Annotated in this window: 16 protein-coding genes and 1 CRISPR repeat array; of the genes, 4 read left to right on the top strand and 12 right to left on the bottom strand. The window is 46.1% G+C overall.

The window, feature by feature from the left end:
* The first annotated feature begins 298 nt into the window (after window positions 1–298).
* Both Xbed_RS08525 and Xbed_RS08520 read left to right on the top strand, forming a co-directional pair.
* Window positions 299–880: an Ail/Lom family outer membrane beta-barrel protein gene (locus Xbed_RS08525; RefSeq protein ID WP_086112500.1), complete on the top strand. Its 582-nt coding sequence runs from the start codon at window positions 299–301 to the stop codon at window positions 878–880.
* A gap of 310 nt (window positions 881–1,190) precedes the next feature.
* Window positions 1,191–2,966, top strand: a complete 1,776-nt coding sequence (locus Xbed_RS08520; protein ID WP_086112499.1) for an ABC-F family ATP-binding cassette domain-containing protein — start codon at window positions 1,191–1,193, stop codon at window positions 2,964–2,966.
* Window positions 2,967–3,054: 88 nt separating this feature from the next.
* Here Xbed_RS08520 and Xbed_RS08515 read toward each other — a convergent pair whose 3' ends face one another.
* Window positions 3,055–4,308, bottom strand: a complete 1,254-nt coding sequence (locus tag Xbed_RS08515) for a VWA domain-containing protein (protein ID WP_086112497.1) — start codon at window positions 4,306–4,308, stop codon at window positions 3,055–3,057.
* A 253-nt stretch (window positions 4,309–4,561) separates the two neighbouring features.
* Between Xbed_RS08515 and Xbed_RS08510 the strand changes: the two genes are divergently transcribed.
* Window positions 4,562–5,701: a cupin domain-containing protein gene (locus tag Xbed_RS08510; RefSeq protein WP_086112496.1), complete on the top strand. Its 1,140-nt coding sequence runs from the start codon at window positions 4,562–4,564 to the stop codon at window positions 5,699–5,701.
* Between the two features lie 207 nt (window positions 5,702–5,908).
* The gene (locus Xbed_RS08505; RefSeq protein ID WP_086112528.1) at window positions 5,909–6,370 is read left to right on the top strand and encodes a MarR family winged helix-turn-helix transcriptional regulator; all 462 of its coding nucleotides are present in this window, start codon (window positions 5,909–5,911) and stop codon (window positions 6,368–6,370) included.
* 89 nt (window positions 6,371–6,459) lie between these two features.
* Here Xbed_RS08505 and Xbed_RS08500 read toward each other — a convergent pair whose 3' ends face one another.
* From Xbed_RS08500 to Xbed_RS08450, 11 genes are all read right to left on the bottom strand, one after another.
* A complete protein-coding gene (locus Xbed_RS08500) occupies window positions 6,460–7,581 on the bottom strand; it encodes a DUF4056 domain-containing protein (RefSeq protein WP_086112495.1) in 1,122 nt (373 codons plus the stop codon).
* Window positions 7,582–7,589: 8 nt separating this feature from the next.
* A complete protein-coding gene (locus Xbed_RS08495; protein ID WP_086112494.1) occupies window positions 7,590–8,741 on the bottom strand; it encodes a BamA/TamA family outer membrane protein in 1,152 nt (383 codons plus the stop codon).
* A complete protein-coding gene (locus Xbed_RS08490; RefSeq protein ID WP_086112493.1) occupies window positions 8,741–9,730 on the bottom strand; it encodes a hypothetical protein in 990 nt (329 codons plus the stop codon). Before Xbed_RS08490 ends, Xbed_RS08495 begins: the two co-directional genes overlap by 1 nt.
* Window positions 9,731–9,886: 156 nt before the next feature.
* Window positions 9,887–10,161: a CRISPR direct-repeat array (repeat unit 30 nt; unit sequence ACGGTTTATCCCCGTACCTACGGGGAACAC).
* 82 nt (window positions 10,162–10,243) lie between these two features.
* Complete coding sequence (cas2e, locus tag Xbed_RS08485; protein ID WP_047964099.1) at window positions 10,244–10,537, bottom strand: type I-E CRISPR-associated endoribonuclease Cas2e; 294 nt, start codon at window positions 10,535–10,537, stop codon at window positions 10,244–10,246.
* A 2-nt stretch (window positions 10,538–10,539) separates the two neighbouring features.
* The gene (gene cas1e / locus Xbed_RS08480) at window positions 10,540–11,460 is read right to left on the bottom strand and encodes a type I-E CRISPR-associated endonuclease Cas1e (RefSeq protein ID WP_086112492.1); all 921 of its coding nucleotides are present in this window, start codon (window positions 11,458–11,460) and stop codon (window positions 10,540–10,542) included.
* 31 nt (window positions 11,461–11,491) lie between these two features.
* The gene (cas6e, locus tag Xbed_RS08475; protein WP_086112491.1) at window positions 11,492–12,166 is read right to left on the bottom strand and encodes a type I-E CRISPR-associated protein Cas6/Cse3/CasE; all 675 of its coding nucleotides are present in this window, start codon (window positions 12,164–12,166) and stop codon (window positions 11,492–11,494) included.
* The gene (gene cas5e, locus Xbed_RS08470) at window positions 12,153–12,914 is read right to left on the bottom strand and encodes a type I-E CRISPR-associated protein Cas5/CasD (RefSeq protein WP_086112490.1); all 762 of its coding nucleotides are present in this window, start codon (window positions 12,912–12,914) and stop codon (window positions 12,153–12,155) included. The genes cas6e and cas5e overlap by 14 nt, the downstream gene beginning before the upstream one ends.
* Window positions 12,915–12,927: 13 nt before the next feature.
* Window positions 12,928–13,965 carry a type I-E CRISPR-associated protein Cas7/Cse4/CasC gene (gene cas7e, locus Xbed_RS08465; protein ID WP_086112489.1) on the bottom strand — a complete coding sequence of 346 codons (1,038 nt, stop codon included), beginning with the start codon at window positions 13,963–13,965 and terminating at the stop codon, window positions 12,928–12,930.
* A 56-nt stretch (window positions 13,966–14,021) separates the two neighbouring features.
* Window positions 14,022–14,573: a type I-E CRISPR-associated protein Cse2/CasB gene (casB, locus tag Xbed_RS08460; RefSeq protein WP_086112488.1), complete on the bottom strand. Its 552-nt coding sequence runs from the start codon at window positions 14,571–14,573 to the stop codon at window positions 14,022–14,024.
* Entirely contained in the window at window positions 14,566–16,182 is a 1,617-nt protein-coding gene (gene casA, locus Xbed_RS08455; protein WP_086112487.1) for a type I-E CRISPR-associated protein Cse1/CasA, read from the bottom strand. Before casA ends, casB begins: the two co-directional genes overlap by 8 nt.
* Window positions 16,182–18,929 carry a CRISPR-associated helicase/endonuclease Cas3 gene (locus Xbed_RS08450; RefSeq protein ID WP_086112486.1) on the bottom strand — a complete coding sequence of 916 codons (2,748 nt, stop codon included), beginning with the start codon at window positions 18,927–18,929 and terminating at the stop codon, window positions 16,182–16,184. Before Xbed_RS08450 ends, casA begins: the two co-directional genes overlap by 1 nt.
* Window positions 18,930–18,968 lie beyond the last annotated feature (39 nt).

Here is an 18,968-nt window from a genome sequence, read left to right as displayed (position 1 = left end):
AATACGATGTTCATACCCCATCTTATTGTTAACTAGTAAAATTAGGAAAAAATTTTAGATAATTTACAAAATGACAGTGTAATGAAGCAATATAAAAAATAAATGTTTATAGATATCAGTTTGATATCTATTTAAGATGGAAAATTAATTTGATTTTCTTTATATAATATTCCTATAAGTAATAATGATGTTCTATATCATTTATTCAAAGATATTTATATTTACTGCGTTTTACCTCGATATATCGCAGAAACTATCTATACTTTAAACAGTTAGTAAACATGAAAGGTAATTATTAATGGTGATGAAAAAAGCGCTTCTTGCAACTTTAGTTGTATCTGGTTTTATGTATGGCTCATTCGCTTATGCAGATACGAATACGGTTGCTGTAGGTTATGCACAAAGCAAGGTTCAGGATTTTAAGAATATTCGCGGAGTGAATCTTCACTACCGTTATGAATGGGATTCTCCTGTCAGTATTATTGGTTCATTGACGTATATGAAAGGCAGTGAAAGCGATAGCCACAAAGATAATAACTCGGTTGAGAAAGGCAATGCTGATGTGAAATATTATTCACTGATGGCCGGGCCTGCTTACCGTATTAATGATTATGTGAGTGTATATGGTTTATTGGGTTTTGCACATTCAAAAATTGATGTCTCTATTAACGGAACCTATTTGAAAAAAAATGGGGAAACCGTCTCTCATTCTGCCAATGTGAATAAAAAATCGACTCATATAGCCTATGGTGCGGGTGTGGAAGTAAATCCAATTCAAAACCTCAGCCTTTATGCAGGTTATGAAGGGACATCAGCAAAATTCAATGATAACAGTCATAGCATCAATGGGTTTAATATCGGCATAGGCTATCGGTTTTAAATAATGATTTTTTCTAAAAATTAACGCCAATATTTCCAGGGGTAAGGCACATTCAATATTGAATGTGCCTTGTTTTTTTTGGATGTTAAAATCACTATTTGGATAATTTATTATTGACGTTTAAAATAGATTTATTCACATAAGTTACTTAGCCAGGTAAATAATAACATTAAGATACATAAAAATGTACGGTTATATCTTCATGTATTACGATGATGGCTTGATCTCATTCCTATTTGAATATATAAATGTTGACTGAAGTCATCATCATTCTGAAATTAATGAAGGTTTTTACGATGGGGACACAAAGATGTCAACGCTGATTCATTGTAACAAGATTAACTTTAGCATTAATTCCAAGCCATTATTTAATAACCTCTCCATAGCTATTAAAGAAAACGACAGAATTGCTTTGGTCGGTTATAACGGTACAGGGAAAACTCATTTGCTTAAGCTACTGGCCGGCATTGACAAGCCGGATGAGGGATTCATTGAATACGCCAATGGTTTGAGATTGGAAATGGTTTCTCAGTTTATTGATGATGAATTGCTTGAAATGACCTTGTTTGAGTCTATTTCCCAAAAAGTAAAACAAGTTGACGAGTATGGTGATTATAAAGCGGTCTCCATGCTTTATGATTTTGGTTTTCAGGAGATTGATTTTTCTACTAAAGTGGCTGATCTCAGCGGTGGACAAAAGACCAAGTTGATGTTTGCCATGAGCGCGGTTGTGGAACCCGATATTATTTTATTTGATGAACCCAGTAACCACTTGGACGCCAATACCCTGAAATTTTTCGCGGATTTCTTTAATAACAGCCTGAAGAGTGCCTTTATTATTGTCTCCCATGACCGAAATTTTCTGGATAACGTCACCAACCAGACGATCTTTTTGCGTGATCAACAGCTAATCGCTTTTTCCCTGCCATTCAGTCAGGCGCTTATTGCGTTGCAAGAAAAGGATGAAGCGGATGCCTTGCGTTTGAAAGCAGAAGAAAAGAACATTCGGCGCATACAGGAAAGTGCCAAGCGTCTGGCATTGTGGGGTAAAATTTACGATAACGAAAAATTTGCCCGAAAAGCCAAGTCGATGGAAAAACGGGTAGAAAAACTTGAAAAAGGCAAAACCAAGCTAACGGAAGGGGAAACCTATCGATTATCGTTGGATGCTGACACGATAAAATCGAAAAATATGCTGCGGATCGGGGAAAAATGGATTGGCTATCAGCAGGATGAACAGTTTAATCCTTTATTTTCCATTAACGATGGGTATATCCGACCGGGAGATAGAATTGCCCTGCTGGGTGATAATGGCGTGGGGAAATCCACCCTGATTCACACTATTGTTGACGCCTATAAAAAGGCCAGGTCTTTAAATGATGGCGGATTGGATAATTCGGCCTATGATACCGAAAATATCACGTTCTCCCCGCAGTGTAATATGGGTTATCTCGATCAGGAACTGGAGAGAATTCCGCTGAATGAATCGATCTTTGCTGCGGTAAGAAAGAATGCGCCGAATATTGATGATATCACCTGTAAACAACAATTGATTGCAACCGGTTTTGAATATGCGGATTTTAATAAACAGGTGGGGCGATTAAGCGGTGGTGAACGTTCCCGGCTGATGTTTTTGATATTGAAATTAAATAAACACAATTTCTTGATCCTTGACGAACCCACCAACCATTTGGATATTTTCGGCAAGATGGAATTGGAAAGTGAGTTGATTAATAACGAAATGACGATATTAATCACCTCGCATGATCGGGCATTTATTGATAACGTCGCCAACCGATTTTTGCTGATCAAAAATGGCAGACTGGAAGAAGTGACATCCAGTGATGGGTATTATCAGTTTCTTAATGAAAAAGTCATTTCCGGTCAGAAAGACGTGATGAAAGATAAGGAAATCCCCCATGATGAACCGGAGCGATTAGCGGATGAAGAGGATATTCTCCGGCGCATTGTGGTCTTGGAGCAAAATCTGACGGAGGATTTGGCGCGGAAACCAAAACATCAAAAGCTGAAAAATCAGGAGATGTGGAGAAAGGAAATTAAGCGGCTTTATGAAATATTGGGATAAACCCACATTATTGGTATTTCCAGCAAACTAAGCGCCCTAATTTGGGGCGCTTATGGTTATTCATCACGGTAGATTCATAACGACATCTTCATAACGACAGGATCTGTTCGGCAGCCGCAGCATCGTGCCAGTCTTTGAATTCTGTCAACAACAGATCGTAGAGTACGTCTTCTTTTACCGTGGCAAAATTGTCGATTGCGAAAAAATGGGTGTTATCCAAACGACGATCGGTAAAGGTATCGAGATTTTCTAGTACCCCGTAATTCGATCCCCCCAAACCAACAAACTTCCAAAAAATAGGATAATTGGCTGAACGTCGAATGGCATCCTTAATCTGACGCGTTTTACTGATTCCACCATCCGTAATGAACACGACATAGACAGGCAGATCACTGTCTTTAAAACAGTCGATAATTTCTTCCATGACTGGCGGTTCATTGTTTGTGCCGCCGAGGTTAGGGAGGATCTCCCATCTGGCGCGTTTTACAGAGGTCTGGATTGCATGAATATAGCCATCAAGATTATCCAGCGTCACATCCTGATATTTTTTGTGTTTTGCGGCAAAACCCCAGACATCCATTGACCCATCATCGTCAAATTGCACGGCCAGTACCGCAATACGATCCAGAACAGCTTGCACATGGCCTTTTTTGAATTGAGCGAGCATTGACCCTGACGCATCAAGCACAAATGCGACCCTGGCCTTGACCGCTTGCAGCTTGTGCTTATTCAGGCTGACGGCTGCATTTTTGGCAAGGTTTACGAGGTGTGGCGCTTTATCCTGTAGCTTTTTCTCAAGACTGATGGTTGGGATCGGCGGTGGATTATTTGACAGTGCGGGTTGCTCTATATCCACACCAAAATTCACTGCCAGAGGCTCCAATCCGCCATTGAACCCTTGCCCAAGAGCACGGAGCTTCCAGTTGCCAGAATGCCGATAAATTTCAGCAATAATCATGGCCTTTTCCGTTCTGCCGGCGGTTGAAACCGTGAAGGTGGCAACATTTTGGGCTTCAAATCTCAATTGTTGAAGACCAGCAACAGAATCCGGGCCATCTATCACCAGTGTGATCGCAATTTTGCTCACATTGACATCTATTTTTGTCAGATCCACCGTGATCACGCTGCCTTGGTGAGAGGTTTCTAAAATCAAGCTGTTATCGATGGCGGCGGGATTATTGTAAAAGTAGAAATCGCTATCTCCCCTGACTTTCCCACTCGCATTCAATAAGAAAGCGGAGGTATCTACTTCACTGCGAAAAGCAGATGTTGCTGGGTAAGAGAGTGTTAGCCGAAGAGAAGTCGTCGATAAAACGATATTTTGCCCTGCCTGAAGATCCATAAATAATGTCCTTTTAAGTGAGTCGTTAATGCTCTTTGCTATGTTAATGACTTTTGTTTCATTGATAAAATTTTCTTACTGGTAATAACAAAAATCGTCCTGCGGCATTTTTGCTGTTCATTATTTTATCTGTTCATTATTAGAGCGAAAAATATAATATGGGTTTAATATCCAGATCCGACCCGTTGTTATGCGGAAGCATTTGAAAACGCCATTGCCGTTATTTTCAATCTTATCCGTACAGGAGATACCCATGTCTCAACAAGAAAATACTCAATCTCATGATCAATGCAGGGAAGATATTGCCGGCCGTGCCAATGTTGCTGATAGTCCTGAATTGTTGGCGTATTACAAGGAGTTGGAAAAGTACAGGGCAGGGGCGCTCTGGAGCATTGTCAATGCCATTGAACCCTGGCAACCCAAATCGGCTTCGGTTCCCGTACTGTGGCGTTATCGTGATCTACGCGATCACGTCCTTAAATCGGCTGATTTGGTTACACCGGAAGAAGCGGGGCGTCGCGTGGTTTATCTGAACAATGCTGAAGGGCCGAAGTTCTCTACTGCGGTGGGATTGCTCTACTCCGGGCTTCAAACCATGCGGCCGGGTGAATCCTCATCAGCTCATGCTCACACGGCTTCCGCACTGCGTTTTATTATGGAAGGGAGTGGAGCTTATTCCATTGTCGATGGGCAGAAGATACCGCTGGAAGTGAATGATTTCGTCCTGACTCCCAATGGGACTTGGCATGAACACGGTGTTGATCCCGAGGGTTCCCAGTGTATCTGGCAGGACGGTCTGGATATGCCATTGGTCAATGTATTGGAGGCCGGTTTTTATAAGGTGCACCCTGATTTGCGCCAAGCGGTGACGGAGCCTGTCGATGCCTCTGTTGCACTTTGGGGGGCACCTGCCTTGCGCCCCCAAAATGTCGGTTGGGATAAACCCTCTTCTCCTTTATTCAGATATCAATGGGCAGCCACTTATGAAGCCTTGCAGCAGTACGCCCGCGTTTCAGAAGGTTCACCTTTTGATGACATTCTGATGTACTACACCAATCCGCTAACCGGCGGCCATGTGATGCCGACTCTTGGTGCCAGCATGCAATTGTTGAGACCTGGCTTCATTGGCAAGGCACACCGACATACCGGCAGTTTTATCTATCAGGTGGTGAAAGGACAGGGCTATTCCGTGATTGACGGTCAGCGGTTTGACTGGCAGGAGAGGGATATCTTCTGCGTTCCTTCGTGGGCATTCCATGAGCATGTGAATACCTCACAAACAGAAGATGCCTGCCTGTTTTGTTTCGGTGATCTGCCGGTCATGCAGGCATTACAGTTGTATTACGAAGAAGCCCTGACTGATAACGATGGACATCAACCGGTGGGAGGATAGAGATGCGTTGTCCGTTATTTCTTCATCTGTGGTGACAACCTACATGATATTGAAACGACGGGGGTTGGATACATATGTTCCGCGATTTGGCTCACTGTTATCAGGAAAATATTGACGGAATAACGGTTGTTGACGTGTTTTTCACGCATGAACCTTTTAGAATCGGACAACAAAAAACTTCCTGAGATAAAAAAGGTTGTTCAACGTATGCCAGATTCAAAAGTGTTTGTTGACAATTACTTGCCTGCCTTGCTTGGGCAGGCGTGGATGCTGGTTTCCGCTGAATTCCATGATACGGTTGAAACGCGGGGGCTGTCAGTGCTGGAATGGCGGGTATTATCGGCGTTGGCGGGAAGTGGCCCGATAGGCATCAGCCTGTTGGCACAGAAGACGGTCAGTAAACAACCCACCATTACCCGTGTTTTGCAGCGTTTGGAATTACAGGGATACGTCACACGTTTTTCTAATGGGGGCGGTGATCGCCGGGTTACATTGGTTCGTCTAACGGAAACGGGGCTGCAAGTGGTACAAGGCTTGCTGACCGAAGCTGAATCTCATGAAAAAAGCGTGCTGGAGTCATTGGGCAGTGGCAAAAGTCAGTTGTTGAAAGAGGTGTTGCAAGAGTTGATTAAACGGCATACACCAATCTGCCGGGTATTGGGTAAGTAGGCTGATTTTTCTCTAATTTGCAATTTGTCAGGAATATACCTTTTGGGTATATTCCTAAATAAAATCAATTTGATAGATGCGATGGTCAATTATTTAACCAATCGCTGCTTCTCATCTTCACGTTGGGCATATTCCGCCAGCATTTGAAAATCTTTGGCTGTCCAATATTGTTTTGGAACAGGTAGATTTTTCATCTCATGGGTTGTCCATAACTGAAATTCAGCCAGTTTATCCAACGAAAAATGCTGATAATGCTCAGGTAAAGCCAGACGCAAGGCAAAGTCTTCTTTACCGGAAGGCATGAAGGGATAGCGGTGGTCTTGGATATCATAATTCCGGTGCAATACTAAAAACTTTTCGGGAATGCGTTGATAACTGTTCCACCATAATCCATCCACGCTATCGAACATCTCTTTTGTCCCTGATCTGGAATAAGCGCCCAGTTTATTTAAGGTGATCGGCAGGATATTCGCCATTGAGGTTGAAAACTGAGTGACAGAGGAAGCATGGCCTTCCAGGATCAGCGTCAATGCCAGCCGTGCGCCCAACAGATTCGAATAGAGATCTTCCGGGGAAAACGCCGAAATGCCTTCTGAAAAACCCGGAACGGATTGATAGCCATACCATTGCGCGATTTCATGCCAAGCTGCAAGCTGAAAAGCCATTTTAGCGGCTAAATAGGCACTTAAGGTATAGCGTTCAGCGGGATCTTCCGGCGGTATAAAAGCCGGAAAATGAATTTTACGCGCCGCAAGTTCATTATGCAGGGTTAATGCCCACTCTTGACCAAGATGGGCATAAATCTGGCTGAATAAATAGAGCGTATAGTCTGCGGTATCTCTCACATGGGAAATGTCAATAAAGCCGCCCTGATGAGTATAGAGCAGACCCACTTTTTCATTGCTTATGCCTAACAGCGCGGCACTGGCACCGATAATACTGTCATTGTAGTGATGTTCTCCCAATTTTTCGGCTTCAACAATATTGTCAATGTCGTAGAAAGGAATGGGAACATCCCACAGTTGTGCCTTAAGGTGATAGCCGAAAGCACAGCAAGCCCTTAAACCTTCTGGTGGATTAATCGGAGCCAGTGCCGGCCAATCTTCCAACGATTGTTCATGGGTATCACTGACGAGAACCGGTTTTACGGAATCAACGGGCTGTGGTTGACTTTGGCATGACATCAACAGAAAACTGAGGCACAGTGTCATTAATAATCTCAAAACGCTTCCCCAACCTGAAAGTAGAACCCGGTACTGCCTTTACCAACACCAAAATCTAATCTGACATTCATGCGTGGCTTAAACTCAAAACGATAGCCAACCCCCACGGAAAGCAGCCAATGTGTGGTGCCCAATCGGGAAGGCGTCTCTCCTAATGTCCCCGTGCCTATCCAGCCGACAACCCCGTGGCGCCAGTCAAGTTTGTGCCTTAACTCCAATTGTGTCGTGAAGATATTGTTGTCACGATAACGCCCTTCATAGTACCCGCGCATCCGCTGACCATTACCGAGCAGTGATAGCTGGTTCCACGGTACATCACCTGCGCTGAGACGGACATAGTTATCAAAAGCCAAAACGGTTTTTTCAGATAATCGGTGATAGGTTGAAAACTGGAATTGGGTAGTGTGAAAACGATGATCGCTTCCTAACTCTGGGGAAAAATAGGTATAAACAATCTCAAAAGTTCGCCCATGCTGCGCATTGGGCAAAAAATCCCGCGTGTCATAACTGAAATAGGCACTGACACCAGAACTCACCACGGAACGACCGCCGACGGATTGTTGAAAATACCGTTTCGCGCCAATATCGGGATCACTGGCATTGACGGATGAGAAATTCCCGCCCAGTCCCATATAGGTGGCGTCAGTGACGCGATAAAGAAAACGGGGACGTATATCAAATTCCTGCGAATGGTACTTCTCTTTATGACTGTTATGCTTACCGGCGTGATAGCCTTTGCCCCAATAGTAAGTCGGGGTGTTATTCAACGTACCGGAAACAAATAACCGCCATTGGTCACGGGCGAGAAAATTGTAATTGGTAAAATTCAGGCCAAATGCGCCGGTAGATGACCCAAAACCACTGAGTCCCAGCGAGGAAGTCTGACTGGTATGGTCTGAGCGGTCAGGGCGATACAAACCAACGACGGCAACCCCAATCCCCACGCCCATTTCAGGGGTGTAGAAAGGGCCGGGCAATACGCCCCAGTCAATTTTCTTGCTGGCATCAAAATGGTTGCTGCCACCTAATGCGTTTAACCAACCATCAATTTCTTGTCGATCAGGCAGAATATCTGCGTGTGCGGTTGCGGTGGTAAATATAAGCAGGCTGAAAATCACCCGCCTTTTGAGTGTTGCCAGACTAAACATTAAAAACGGAACTCACCGGAAATAAAGAAGCTATTTCTGTTGCCGAAGCCGACTTCTGACAGGATATTGAAATTACGGGTGACTTCGACACGAACGCCCGCAGTATTGTTCCATTTATGGGCAAGATGTTGTTTGACGTCGAATTTGATGTCTGTTTGGCTTTTGATCATTTCAAATAATGAAAGTTCAGGGGGTAAATCTAGCCCGCTGACATCTCCTTTAAAACGTTGGGTAATATCTTGATACATAGCACCAACCCAAATTTGCACTTTTGTATTTCTTTGACCCGTAAATAATGGTTCAAAAATAAACTCATAGCCAATTCGCGGAGTGATAACTAAGGCACTAATATCCCCATCCAAGATATCAAGGTTGGTACGGGTATAATTAGCATCTAATGTAGCAAAAAATTGGTTGTAGCCACCCGCAAAGGTTGCACCGCCACCAAACGTTTTTCCTTTAAAGTTCAATTCAAAAGGAAGATTCTCCCACGCGGGGTCATCCATATTTATAAAGTAAATACTATCAAGGTTAGTTCTTGAAGTACCTTTGGTTTTTCCATAAACACCATAGACGTTCAAAAAAGGTAAGAGCCAGGAATCCAATTTAAGCATATGGGTTTCGCTTTTCTCTCGGGTATCACCTGCATTAACAACAGTCCCTTTTTCCCAAGGGTGAAACTTTGGATTAGTGAATTTGAATTTAATGCTATCCACGACAATATTCTGACGCATATTCATATAACTATAACTCGCACCAAATGGTTCAGGCAGGTCATAGCCTTTTGCTCGTGCGGCATCCCCCCAAATGGGCAGAATACGAGATTCAGACGTGGTAGTACGGGATAAACTACCGTCACTATTTGTTTGCGGAACGCCAGATTCTGACATGGTTAATGAGAAAAGTGGACGCTCACTCTCTGCATGGCTATACGAGGTCGCAAGACACAGAGTAGCGGCTAACAATTTGCTGGTGTTAGTTAAGTTCATAAGTAAACAGCTTCCTGTTTTTATATTTAATTGTCTATAAAACAAACAATTGATAGCGGGAGCGGCGTAGATTATCATAGGTATTTTTGACAATCATTAACGAATTATGCTGGTAGGCGGGATATCGCAAAATTTAAAATATTCGTTCGTTTAGATAGGGGTTATCCCCGTAGGTACGGGGGACACGGATGCTGATCATTCCCAATCTACAGCAAGTAACGGTTTATCCCCGTACCTACGGGGAACACGCCTTTGTCGCCGGCGCTGCTTTTAGCCCTGACGGTTTATCCCCGTACCTACGGGGAACACGGGAACGTGGAATGAGACAATTCGGGCGACAACGGTTTATCCCCGTACCTACGGGGAACACTAATCCATGAGGAATGTTCCTAAGAAATATACCGGTTTATCCCCGTACCTACGGGGAACACTCTAATTTTATCCCTCTGTTTTATAACCTATTTTTAGAGTGAAAAAATTCTACCATTTTTTAGCGCCTTTTAATTCCCCAAATTAATCCTCAGAAAGTGGTTTAAATTTCACTAAACGAAGGCCATCAAAATCTATCGGCTCCCTTCTGTTTTCACCAAAGGTTTGGAAATCAAATCCAGATTCAGTGTTGGTCTGCCATGCCATAACTGCATTGCCATCTTCGGTGAGTTCCGTGATTTGCTCCCAAATCATTTCCCTGATTTTATGCGAGATATCCCCGACATAAACGCCGGCGCGTATCTCCAGCAACCAAATAGCCAAACGTCCCCGTAAACGAGGGGGAACGGCTTCTGTCACGACAACCGTCATACTCATATTTATTGGCTCCTGTGCCCGATATCACCGATGGAGATGGGTTCGGGAATGGCAGGGGGTTGTGCATCAGCGGGTGGCGGCGGTGGGGATATTTCGCCTGCTGCGAGTACGTCTTCAATTAATGGAATAAGGCGTTTCAGGATCTTGTCTGTTCTGAATTTCTCGCGACAGGCAATCCTGACTTGTCTATCCGGCGCAATGCTATGGGTGGCAGCCACTTTAAAAGCGATGGGGACGACAGTATCAAATTTCAGGATATCCGCAATATCATAGACAAAGGATAAGGGCTTGCCCGTATGTAGAAAACCAATGGCCGGCGCGTAGCCTGCTGCCAGAACTGCGGCTTCGGTGACGCCATACAGACAGGAGGTTGCTGCACTGATGCAGCGATTGATGAGATCTCCTTTATCCCAATTTGTGTGGTCATAATTGCGGCCTTTCCACTTTACCCCATATTGTTTTGCCAAGATTTGATAGATTTTCCTGACGCGGGCACCTTCTATTCCCCTGAGCTGTTCAACGTTTCGCTTTTGCGGAGCGGGTTCACCAAAGCGTAATTCAAACATTTTGCGGACAACTTTCAGGCGCAGATTTTCATCCAGCGCTAACTTGGCCTGATAAAGTAATCGGTCTGAACGCGCACCCCCCGGTTGCCCTACGGAATAGAGCCTGACTCCCGCTTCTCCCACCCAAATCAGCAACGTCCCGGTCGTTGACGCCAGTTTGACTGCGGCATGGCTGATACGGGTGCCCGGCTCCAGCATAATGCAGGCGATGGAGCCGACGGGAATATGCATCCGTTCACCGTTGACTTCATCAAGCACAACGAACGCATTATCTTTGACATCAATACGTCCCATACCGATAAAGATCATCGAATTCCGGTCTTTGATGGGAATGGGTTTCAATGGAATGAATGCCATGACTATACCTTTACGTTGCTATACCTGTACGTTACAGTGCCCTTATCAGCATCAGCCCACAACCCAAGGATTTTGCCCGGCCAAATCCTTGGCGGTACTGCTCAAGGAAAAGCTCGCTGTCTGACAAAGTGAGTACACCCTGAAAATCTACGCTGGAAAATGACACTTTTTGCCCAGAGGCTTTGAAGCTGCGATGTTGGGTATAGCGTTCAATATCCGGAGCGAAATCAAAGCGGATACCCCAATTAGCCAGCCGTTTCTCATCCTGTATCCATGCTTGGGCGGCTTGTGTCATCAAGGATTCAATTTTATCAGGGTCAATGCCGGCATCCTGTGCCTGACGCTTGGCATTCATCAAAACGTCATGGCGTTGCTGTTTGCGAGTCTCTTTATCCGTGACGCAGACCGTTGGATTCACGCGGAGTTTGAACATCAGTTTTTGACCGTGATGTAACTGGGGGGCAAAAGGTTTGGTCTGAACCTGAAACCGTGAAGAATGGACGATCGGTGGGGTCGTGGATAGCACCCAAAACTCAGGCCGGCCATTTAAGTTCTGCTCTTCCCTGAAGAGGAAATTGCGCTCTTCCTGCTCGGTAAACAGTTGCCACAAGAGTTGGTGGGAAGAATAAACATCATTTTTCGTCTGTCGTGACGGGGCCTGGATAGGATAAACAGAAGGCCGCAAGGTGACTTTAGACAGATACATGTGTTCCCTCCATTATCGATATCTGGTGCATCGTGCGTTGCGTAAACTGCCAGCGGCGACGTGATAGCGGTTCATCCCAGGGCTGGCTGGTCAGTATGGGGGTATCAGCAATATCGATCTCGTCTTTATCCCCCTCCCAGAAATAGCTCACTACGTTATAGTCATAACTGCTCAACAGATAGCGATCGGCTTTTTCTGATTGTGTTAAGGGAGGAAAAGGGATATCCAGCGCGGTTTTTAATGACGGAAATTCTGCCAATTGCGGCATCATCGGCAGCGCCAGAGGGCAGGATTTTCGCCCAAGACTGAGCGTAAAGACGGGTTTCAGTAGCGCATCCTGCAAGGCAGGAAGGGTGAAACCGGCCTGTTCGGTCAAGGAAATGGCGATAATCCACAGGCCATCGGTGCGGTAATCCCGTGAAGACAGGACCGTGTTCAATTTAAATTTATCACTTAACTCACTTTGGCGAGTCAGGTGAGTCTGTTTTTTCTCTTGAGAGGGAACCTGAGCAGTATGATAATCCCGCATCAATGAACCGGGAACGATCTGTTTGATGGCGACCTTGACACTTTGTTGCAACGCGGCAAGCTGTGTTTCATCATCACGCCGGATACCCAGCGCGGCGCCCAAGAGTCCTAAAATAGCCGAACGGGTCGGACAAATGCCGGTCGGGCGGCTTTCACCGACGGCTTCCACCCCCCAACTGGCGAGTACACCGTATAAGCGAAAGACCAGATAAGTCTTCATATTGGTCCCCTTTTTACTCGGTGACGAACTGAACCAACTCAGCAAAACGACCTTCACCCGTCACAGCATTGATGCTATAGCGCGTGTCAGCGCAAGCGCCATAAACGTTATCGAAGTTTTTAACTTGTTTTTCCAATGCTGAGATGGCGTCGGCTGCCTGATCTTCATCATCAACGGGCCTTAAAAAAGCGACGGACAGGGAGCGGGGTTGATATTCACCTTTTTCCGCCAACACATAACTGGCATAGGCACGGGAACCGAAGCTGTTTTGTTTGCCGGATGGCGCGACTTTAACGGCGGCTTCTGTCAGGGCGGCAATGGCTTTATTCGCCAGTGTTTCATTACCTGCCATATTTTCGATCAGCAAAGATTTATTGATACAGATATAGCTGTAGAACAGGGCAGCCGCAAAGCCGGTTTCGCCAATATGGGCTGAACCTGAATCACTTTTACCGTTATTGAGATCGTCTACGGCGGTAAAGTAATCATCTTCCACGATAACACTGTGAACGCTGATGGCATGGGCAACCTGACAGGCAGCTTCGACGCTGTAGGCTGGGCTGGAAGCCAGCATACGGCCAAACAGCGCAATGTCGACGGCGGTTTTTTCTGTGCTCAGTAGTTGCAACTCGGCTTCGGTGGGTGCCCGATTTTCTGCAATCAGTTTGTCCGCCAACGCAAAAGTCGCCTCTTTTTCGGCCGGGCTGATATGGGCCAGTTGTTCAATTTCCAGTGGCTCATCTTTTTTATTTTTGCCAAATACGTTTGCAATAGCGACAGCCCATGCGGTGGCTTGTTTCTCTTTAATGCCCCCATTCAGCAGGTGGAGATAAACCTGAAAGCCAAAACGTTTGGTACGAAAACCAAGATGATCTGACAGGGATCCCTGAAACAGGTCAGAGATCCGCCAATGGCGCTTCAAACTCTGGGAGCTGATCCTTAATCGTTCGAAACCGCCCATTTTGGCCGTTTTGGGACGCCCAAGATCGTCACGGTTCAGGTTGGCAGGTGGATAGGAAGTTAACAGATGTAGCTGAATAAATTGGCTCATTGGGAATTCCTTATAGTTTAAACGTCATACAAGATAAAAGGTTATTTAGCTGCTTGTTATTTAGCTGCTTTGTAGTAATCCATCGTCCATTGCACAATCAGGCGTTTGTTGGCTCGACGTGGCCTTGGCTGGTGGTATTCCTGCATCCATTGCTCAATATCTTTGGCAAGGGATAACACGGAAACCTCGCCTTTCAGTTGTTGTAAAATACGCCGTAAGCGAATAATGAATTCTTCGGGAGTTTTGGCTGCCTGCAATTGGGCGAAGCGATGGGGGCTGACAACCGGTTTGTCATTGTCGGTTTTGGTGCCTGCGGCGGTTGCCAGATTGGTTGGGGTGTTGGTTTTTACATACACGAGAGTGGCGGCAATCATTGCCCAAAGGGTCATGGTCTTATGTTCCGCTGCTTCGGTGATCTCTTCCGGCAAAATAAACCACAGTGCCCGAAAACCTTCGGCTAACCTCACTGAGTCAATATCCTGACAACGCTTTAATTCGGCTTTATAGAGCGTCGGCGCGGGGAAAATCTCTTTTTCCTTCAATTCCGCAGCGGATAAAAACATACTTTCCCACCAACGCATTAAGCGGCTTTCGCTCAGGTTATTCATGGTTCGCCTCCTTCTTTTTGTTCTTGGATGATTGGGTTTCTATTTTGTGCTCTGTCATAAATGACTTGACATCTTTGCCGCCCATCAGCCACCTGGTCAGAATTTGCCGGGCTTCGATTTTTTTAGGCAGATGTTTGGGGTCCATCTCTTCTGACAGCACACACTCATCAAACAGATCAAAGCAGGTATTTCTGAGTTGGTAGAGCCAGGTTTGAGCGTCTTTGGTCGATAAAGAAGACGCTTCGTGCTGGCTGCTGACAATCTGCTGTACCGCCCTGAAGAAGGCGGCTTGGGTGCGTTGATAGAAAGCCGCATCGATAAATGACATATCGCCTTTGCGATCATTCGGGCGGTTGAACCATGCGCTTTTGATTTGGGTGCGACATTGGGTCAATGCATAAGCGGAGAGGTTTTGTAATGTTTTAACCCGCCGGAAAATGGCCTCTTTTTTATCAATCGGCAGGGAAAACAGCGGAAGCGTGGTGGAATACCAACCACGGGCTTTCATGTTGTCCATATCATAGCCAAAAATCCATAATCGGGGAGTGGTGCCCTGTTTATCCGTAAAATGATCACTGAGCTGGTCAAAATGGTCGACAACCTGCGCGGCTCGTTGACCCTCTTTATCATCAGAAAATGTCAGGCTATCCCAGATCTTGTAGGTGATACCGCCGGGTTGCCCTTTGACGGAAAGGTGCACTTCATGCGTTTTTTTCGGATTCCACCGATAGGGGGTTAAAGGGTGGTGCCAGGTACCCGCATAATTGTTGCCATAGTTTTGGCTGCGATAACCCGAAACAGACTGGTTGGTGGCTTGCCCCGTCAATTGGCAAATGGCGGGTTGATCGTCTATTTCCAGACGTATCCGCCGTGGCATCGCCCAATACCTATGCAGTTCATGCACATTGTGCGCATAGATTTCCGTACCTGCTTTTTGGCTGGTATGGGTTTTGCCCAGCCACGGAAAAATAGCCGGGCTGTTAAGGTCGGGATTCGAGTAAGATCCTCGCTCCCGATTAATGACATTGAACCAAAGTTTTTGCCATAACGATGCGTCCAATTTTTGCGGCTGAATTAAGGTTGTCAGCGGGCCACCTCCCCGTAGCCCGACCCGATGCCCGACTCCGCCGGCAGGGGCATTGATCTGTAAGGTAAATAGGGCGATGGCGGCCATTTCGGGGGAGATAACGTTACATTGACCACGTTTAATAAAGTGGTCGGTATTCAGCTTGAGTGTATTGGCACCCGGCGCTTCGATCAGTAAACCGGAAATCTCCGTCAATTTTGCGCCATCCAGAGGATCAAAGTCCTGCATAAACAGCGGACCATCGCCGGTCAGATTAAAGGCATGTTCCACGAGATTAAACTGGGTTTGTAAATCTGCCTGCTTAGGGGCTTGTTCATAAAAATCCTGCCATTCATACTTATCTTCGGGAGCAAAAACGGTTTGCAGCAAGCCAATCGCCAGTTGATAGGCGGCTCCCTGAAAATCTGCCCGTGGCAGGGCAAAATCCATCACGGCGGGATCGCAGATTGCCGCCAACGGCCGTTTTTCCTCACTGCCATCTCTCATTCTAAAAATCAGCCACGCATCTTTAACGAGATTCATCACTCCTCCTGCTTAGGGGATTCATACAATCCCATGTTGGGATCATAAGTAAAATGTGGGTCAAGCTCAGGCAGCCAGATTTGCAGGTATTTGACGGCCTTGAATTTATTCTGTAATCGTTCCACCGCGCGAGAAAGGGCGTCGGGTATGGGCTGCAACTTATCGGCAACTTTGTTTTTTGCGATCTTGAGTGTACTGAGTTGAACGGGAAACTTTTCATCTTCTACCCACGGTATCAATTCACCGCTTTCGGTTCGTTTGACGAGTAGCACGCTCACCGTTTCGATATCGCTAAAGCGGGTACTGATATCCCGATCATCGTCATACCAACCGCCTGCACTGCGTTTGCTATATTCATGGCGCTGCCATTGCAGGGCTTGTGACCGTGCGATGGCGTCCTTGCTTCGCCCTTCAGCTATCGCATCATTATCCTTCGGTTTAAGGGCATCAGGGATTTGCTCATCGGCCTCTTCACCATAAACCGCTTCGATCAAGGTTCGGGCCTCAGCAGGCATACGAATGGCACCCAAACGCCGTAATTCGCGCAAGCCAAGCCATAAACGCCCGGCTGAACGATAAACATATTGGGTGTTGCGAAAATCTTTGCTTAACCAGTCTGCTTCGGGGTGATCGTCCCATGCTGGCGCGTGGAGATATAATGTCGGGGCAGCGCGATGATCCGTTATGCCTTTCTGATATTCGCCATCTGTATTGCGGGTATGGCGGTGCAGGCGGCCAACCCGCTGAATCAAATCATCGATGGGGCAGATATCGGAGATCAGCACATCCGTATCGGCATCAAGGCTTTCCTGAAAGACCTGCGTTGTGATCAGGATTTTTCCCTGCCGATCCTCCTTGTTGCTTGTCTGACCTAATATATCCAGTACCCGGTTTTCGATCTCTTTTCGGTCATGCAAAATAAAACGGCTGTGAAATAGCAGGCAATTTGCCGGTTTATCCATTTGTGACTGAATAAGTTGGAAAGCATGAAGAGCATCATCCACGGAGTTGCGAACCCAAACCACACATTGCCCATTTTTGGCGGCGTTCAGGGCGATTTGCACACATTCATCCAGAGCGTTCACGGTGTTGACCGCGACGGTACGGCTGACATCCGCCCGGCTGCGCAACGGGGTTTCAATCAGCGGACTTTCTGGATTCAAGGTCACGTGAGTTGCCAGTGGAAAGGCGGTTTCCTGCAGTTTCTGTGCCGGAATTCCGCAGGCAGACAACCAGATATTCACCAGCCGTTGACGCTGTTTTAAGGAGAGGGTGGCGGTCAGCAAGATCACCGATCCCCCTTGATGCAGGTGCAGGCTTAACAGGCTTTCCAGCAACGCAAACATGTACTCATCTGCGGCGTGTACTTCATCGAAGATCAAGACCTTACGGTTTAGCCCAATTAAACGGAGTGACTGATACTTTCTTGGCAATACGGCAAGTAATGCCTGATCGATAGTTCCCACCCCAATGGAGGCCAGCAAGGCTTTTTTGTTGGAATCTGCCAGCCATTGATGGCACTGTGCCGTTGCGGTGATATCGTTTCTGGTGTAATCACTGTCGTTGTGTTCTGAGGTCAGGATGATGTCCTGAAAGTGGTCATTCATCTCACGAGCGCCGTGAGCGAGAACAATGCTGGGCAGTTTGCCGTTTTTGGCATCGAACATCTTCTGGTAGTGTTTGGCGATCCGGCCAAACATGGCGTTGGATGTTGCCATGGTCGGCAGGCCAAAATAGAAGCCGTCCGCCGCGCCGGCTTGCATTAAGCGATGGGTCAGGGCAAGGGCGGCTTCTGTTTTGCCCGCGCCGGTCACATCTTCCAGAATAAAAAGTTGTGGGGAATCATCAACCGGGACGTCTTCCGCCCATTTTTGCAATGGCGTTGGCGAGAAGTGGTAATACTCTTGGATCGAGGTGTAAGGGGATATCACGGGCGTGTTGTGGATATCGATGTCATTCAGGGCAACTTGGGCCTGTTTTTGGGTAAGTTGCCAATATTCTGCCAGTGATCGGGCCTTGGTCTGATAACGGAAATGTTGACTGTCAGAACCTATCCAATCCGCCAGCACGACAATACCGACAAGTTGCCAGCTCACCTGTTTCAGGTTGTGCTGCCACTCTTTTGACAGTAATTTTTCCAGTGGAAGGCGGGGTTGAAAAAGTTTGAGCAGGTCATGGGTGAATGCCGTTGCATCATCAACATTTTTTTTCTCGGTAAAATCAATAACATCTCTCTCACGAGTATCATCAATCGGTTTACCGTGATGGCCTAACATACACTGCATTAAAATCATCAAGCTATCCTGAGCAAGATCTTTTTCTCTGGATTGCAGGTTATTGTTTCCCACCAATGAAAACAGGACATCGTCCCGAATCTTCTTCCAGAAAAACAGCCCCAGCCGATCATGCCTGAAATTTCGGGAATCGTAGGGTCTTAGCTGGGCTGGTTTAATCAGATGAGTCTTCTCTGGAGAATATAATTGCTGAAAGGCCGAGGCAAATTTGCCGATATCATGCAATACCAGCAAGAATGAAAACAGATTTTGCAATGATTCGGGTGATAGTGCCAAAAAATCGGCCAAATCCTGGGTGATTTTTTTGTGCGGAGCCAATAATAATTGGCCTACTGCGGCAACATCCAGACAGTGATAAGCCAGAAGATGGTAATCTTCGTCGGAATAGGGATTTTTTTTGGCCTTGCCCCAATATTGAGTGAGATAGCCAAAATTATTTATAATCTCAGGCATGTTTTTTTTACGGTGAAATAAATGTTCAACCGACCCTCA

Source organism: Xenorhabdus beddingii (assembly GCF_002127545.1).
Taxonomy (GTDB): Bacteria; Pseudomonadota; Gammaproteobacteria; order Enterobacterales; family Enterobacteriaceae; genus Xenorhabdus; species Xenorhabdus beddingii.
Note: the sequence above shows the minus strand (reverse complement) of the source record. Positions and strands in the feature narration are given on the sequence as shown.

Coding starts and splice junctions, on each gene's coding strand:
- Xbed_RS08525 (WP_086112500.1), top strand. CDS start 299: ATGGTGATGAAAAAAGCGCTTCTTGCAACTTTAGTTGTATCTGGTTTT.
- Xbed_RS08520 (WP_086112499.1), top strand. CDS start 1,191: ATGTCAACGCTGATTCATTGTAACAAGATTAACTTTAGCATTAATTCC.
- Xbed_RS08515 (WP_086112497.1), bottom strand. CDS start 4,308: ATGGATCTTCAGGCAGGGCAAAATATCGTTTTATCGACGACTTCTCTT.
- Xbed_RS08510 (WP_086112496.1), top strand. CDS start 4,562: ATGTCTCAACAAGAAAATACTCAATCTCATGATCAATGCAGGGAAGAT.
- Xbed_RS08505 (WP_086112528.1), top strand. CDS start 5,909: ATGCCAGATTCAAAAGTGTTTGTTGACAATTACTTGCCTGCCTTGCTT.
- Xbed_RS08500 (WP_086112495.1), bottom strand. CDS start 7,581: ATGACACTGTGCCTCAGTTTTCTGTTGATGTCATGCCAAAGTCAACCA.
- Xbed_RS08495 (WP_086112494.1), bottom strand. CDS start 8,741: ATGTTTAGTCTGGCAACACTCAAAAGGCGGGTGATTTTCAGCCTGCTT.
- Xbed_RS08490 (WP_086112493.1), bottom strand. CDS start 9,730: ATGAACTTAACTAACACCAGCAAATTGTTAGCCGCTACTCTGTGTCTT.
- cas2e (WP_047964099.1), bottom strand. CDS start 10,537: ATGAGTATGACGGTTGTCGTGACAGAAGCCGTTCCCCCTCGTTTACGG.
- cas1e (WP_086112492.1), bottom strand. CDS start 11,460: ATGGCATTCATTCCATTGAAACCCATTCCCATCAAAGACCGGAATTCG.
- cas6e (WP_086112491.1), bottom strand. CDS start 12,166: ATGTATCTGTCTAAAGTCACCTTGCGGCCTTCTGTTTATCCTATCCAG.
- cas5e (WP_086112490.1), bottom strand. CDS start 12,914: ATGAAGACTTATCTGGTCTTTCGCTTATACGGTGTACTCGCCAGTTGG.
- cas7e (WP_086112489.1), bottom strand. CDS start 13,965: ATGAGCCAATTTATTCAGCTACATCTGTTAACTTCCTATCCACCTGCC.
- casB (WP_086112488.1), bottom strand. CDS start 14,573: ATGAATAACCTGAGCGAAAGCCGCTTAATGCGTTGGTGGGAAAGTATG.
- casA (WP_086112487.1), bottom strand. CDS start 16,182: ATGAATCTCGTTAAAGATGCGTGGCTGATTTTTAGAATGAGAGATGGC.
- Xbed_RS08450 (WP_086112486.1), bottom strand. CDS start 18,929: ATGCCTGAGATTATAAATAATTTTGGCTATCTCACTCAATATTGGGGC.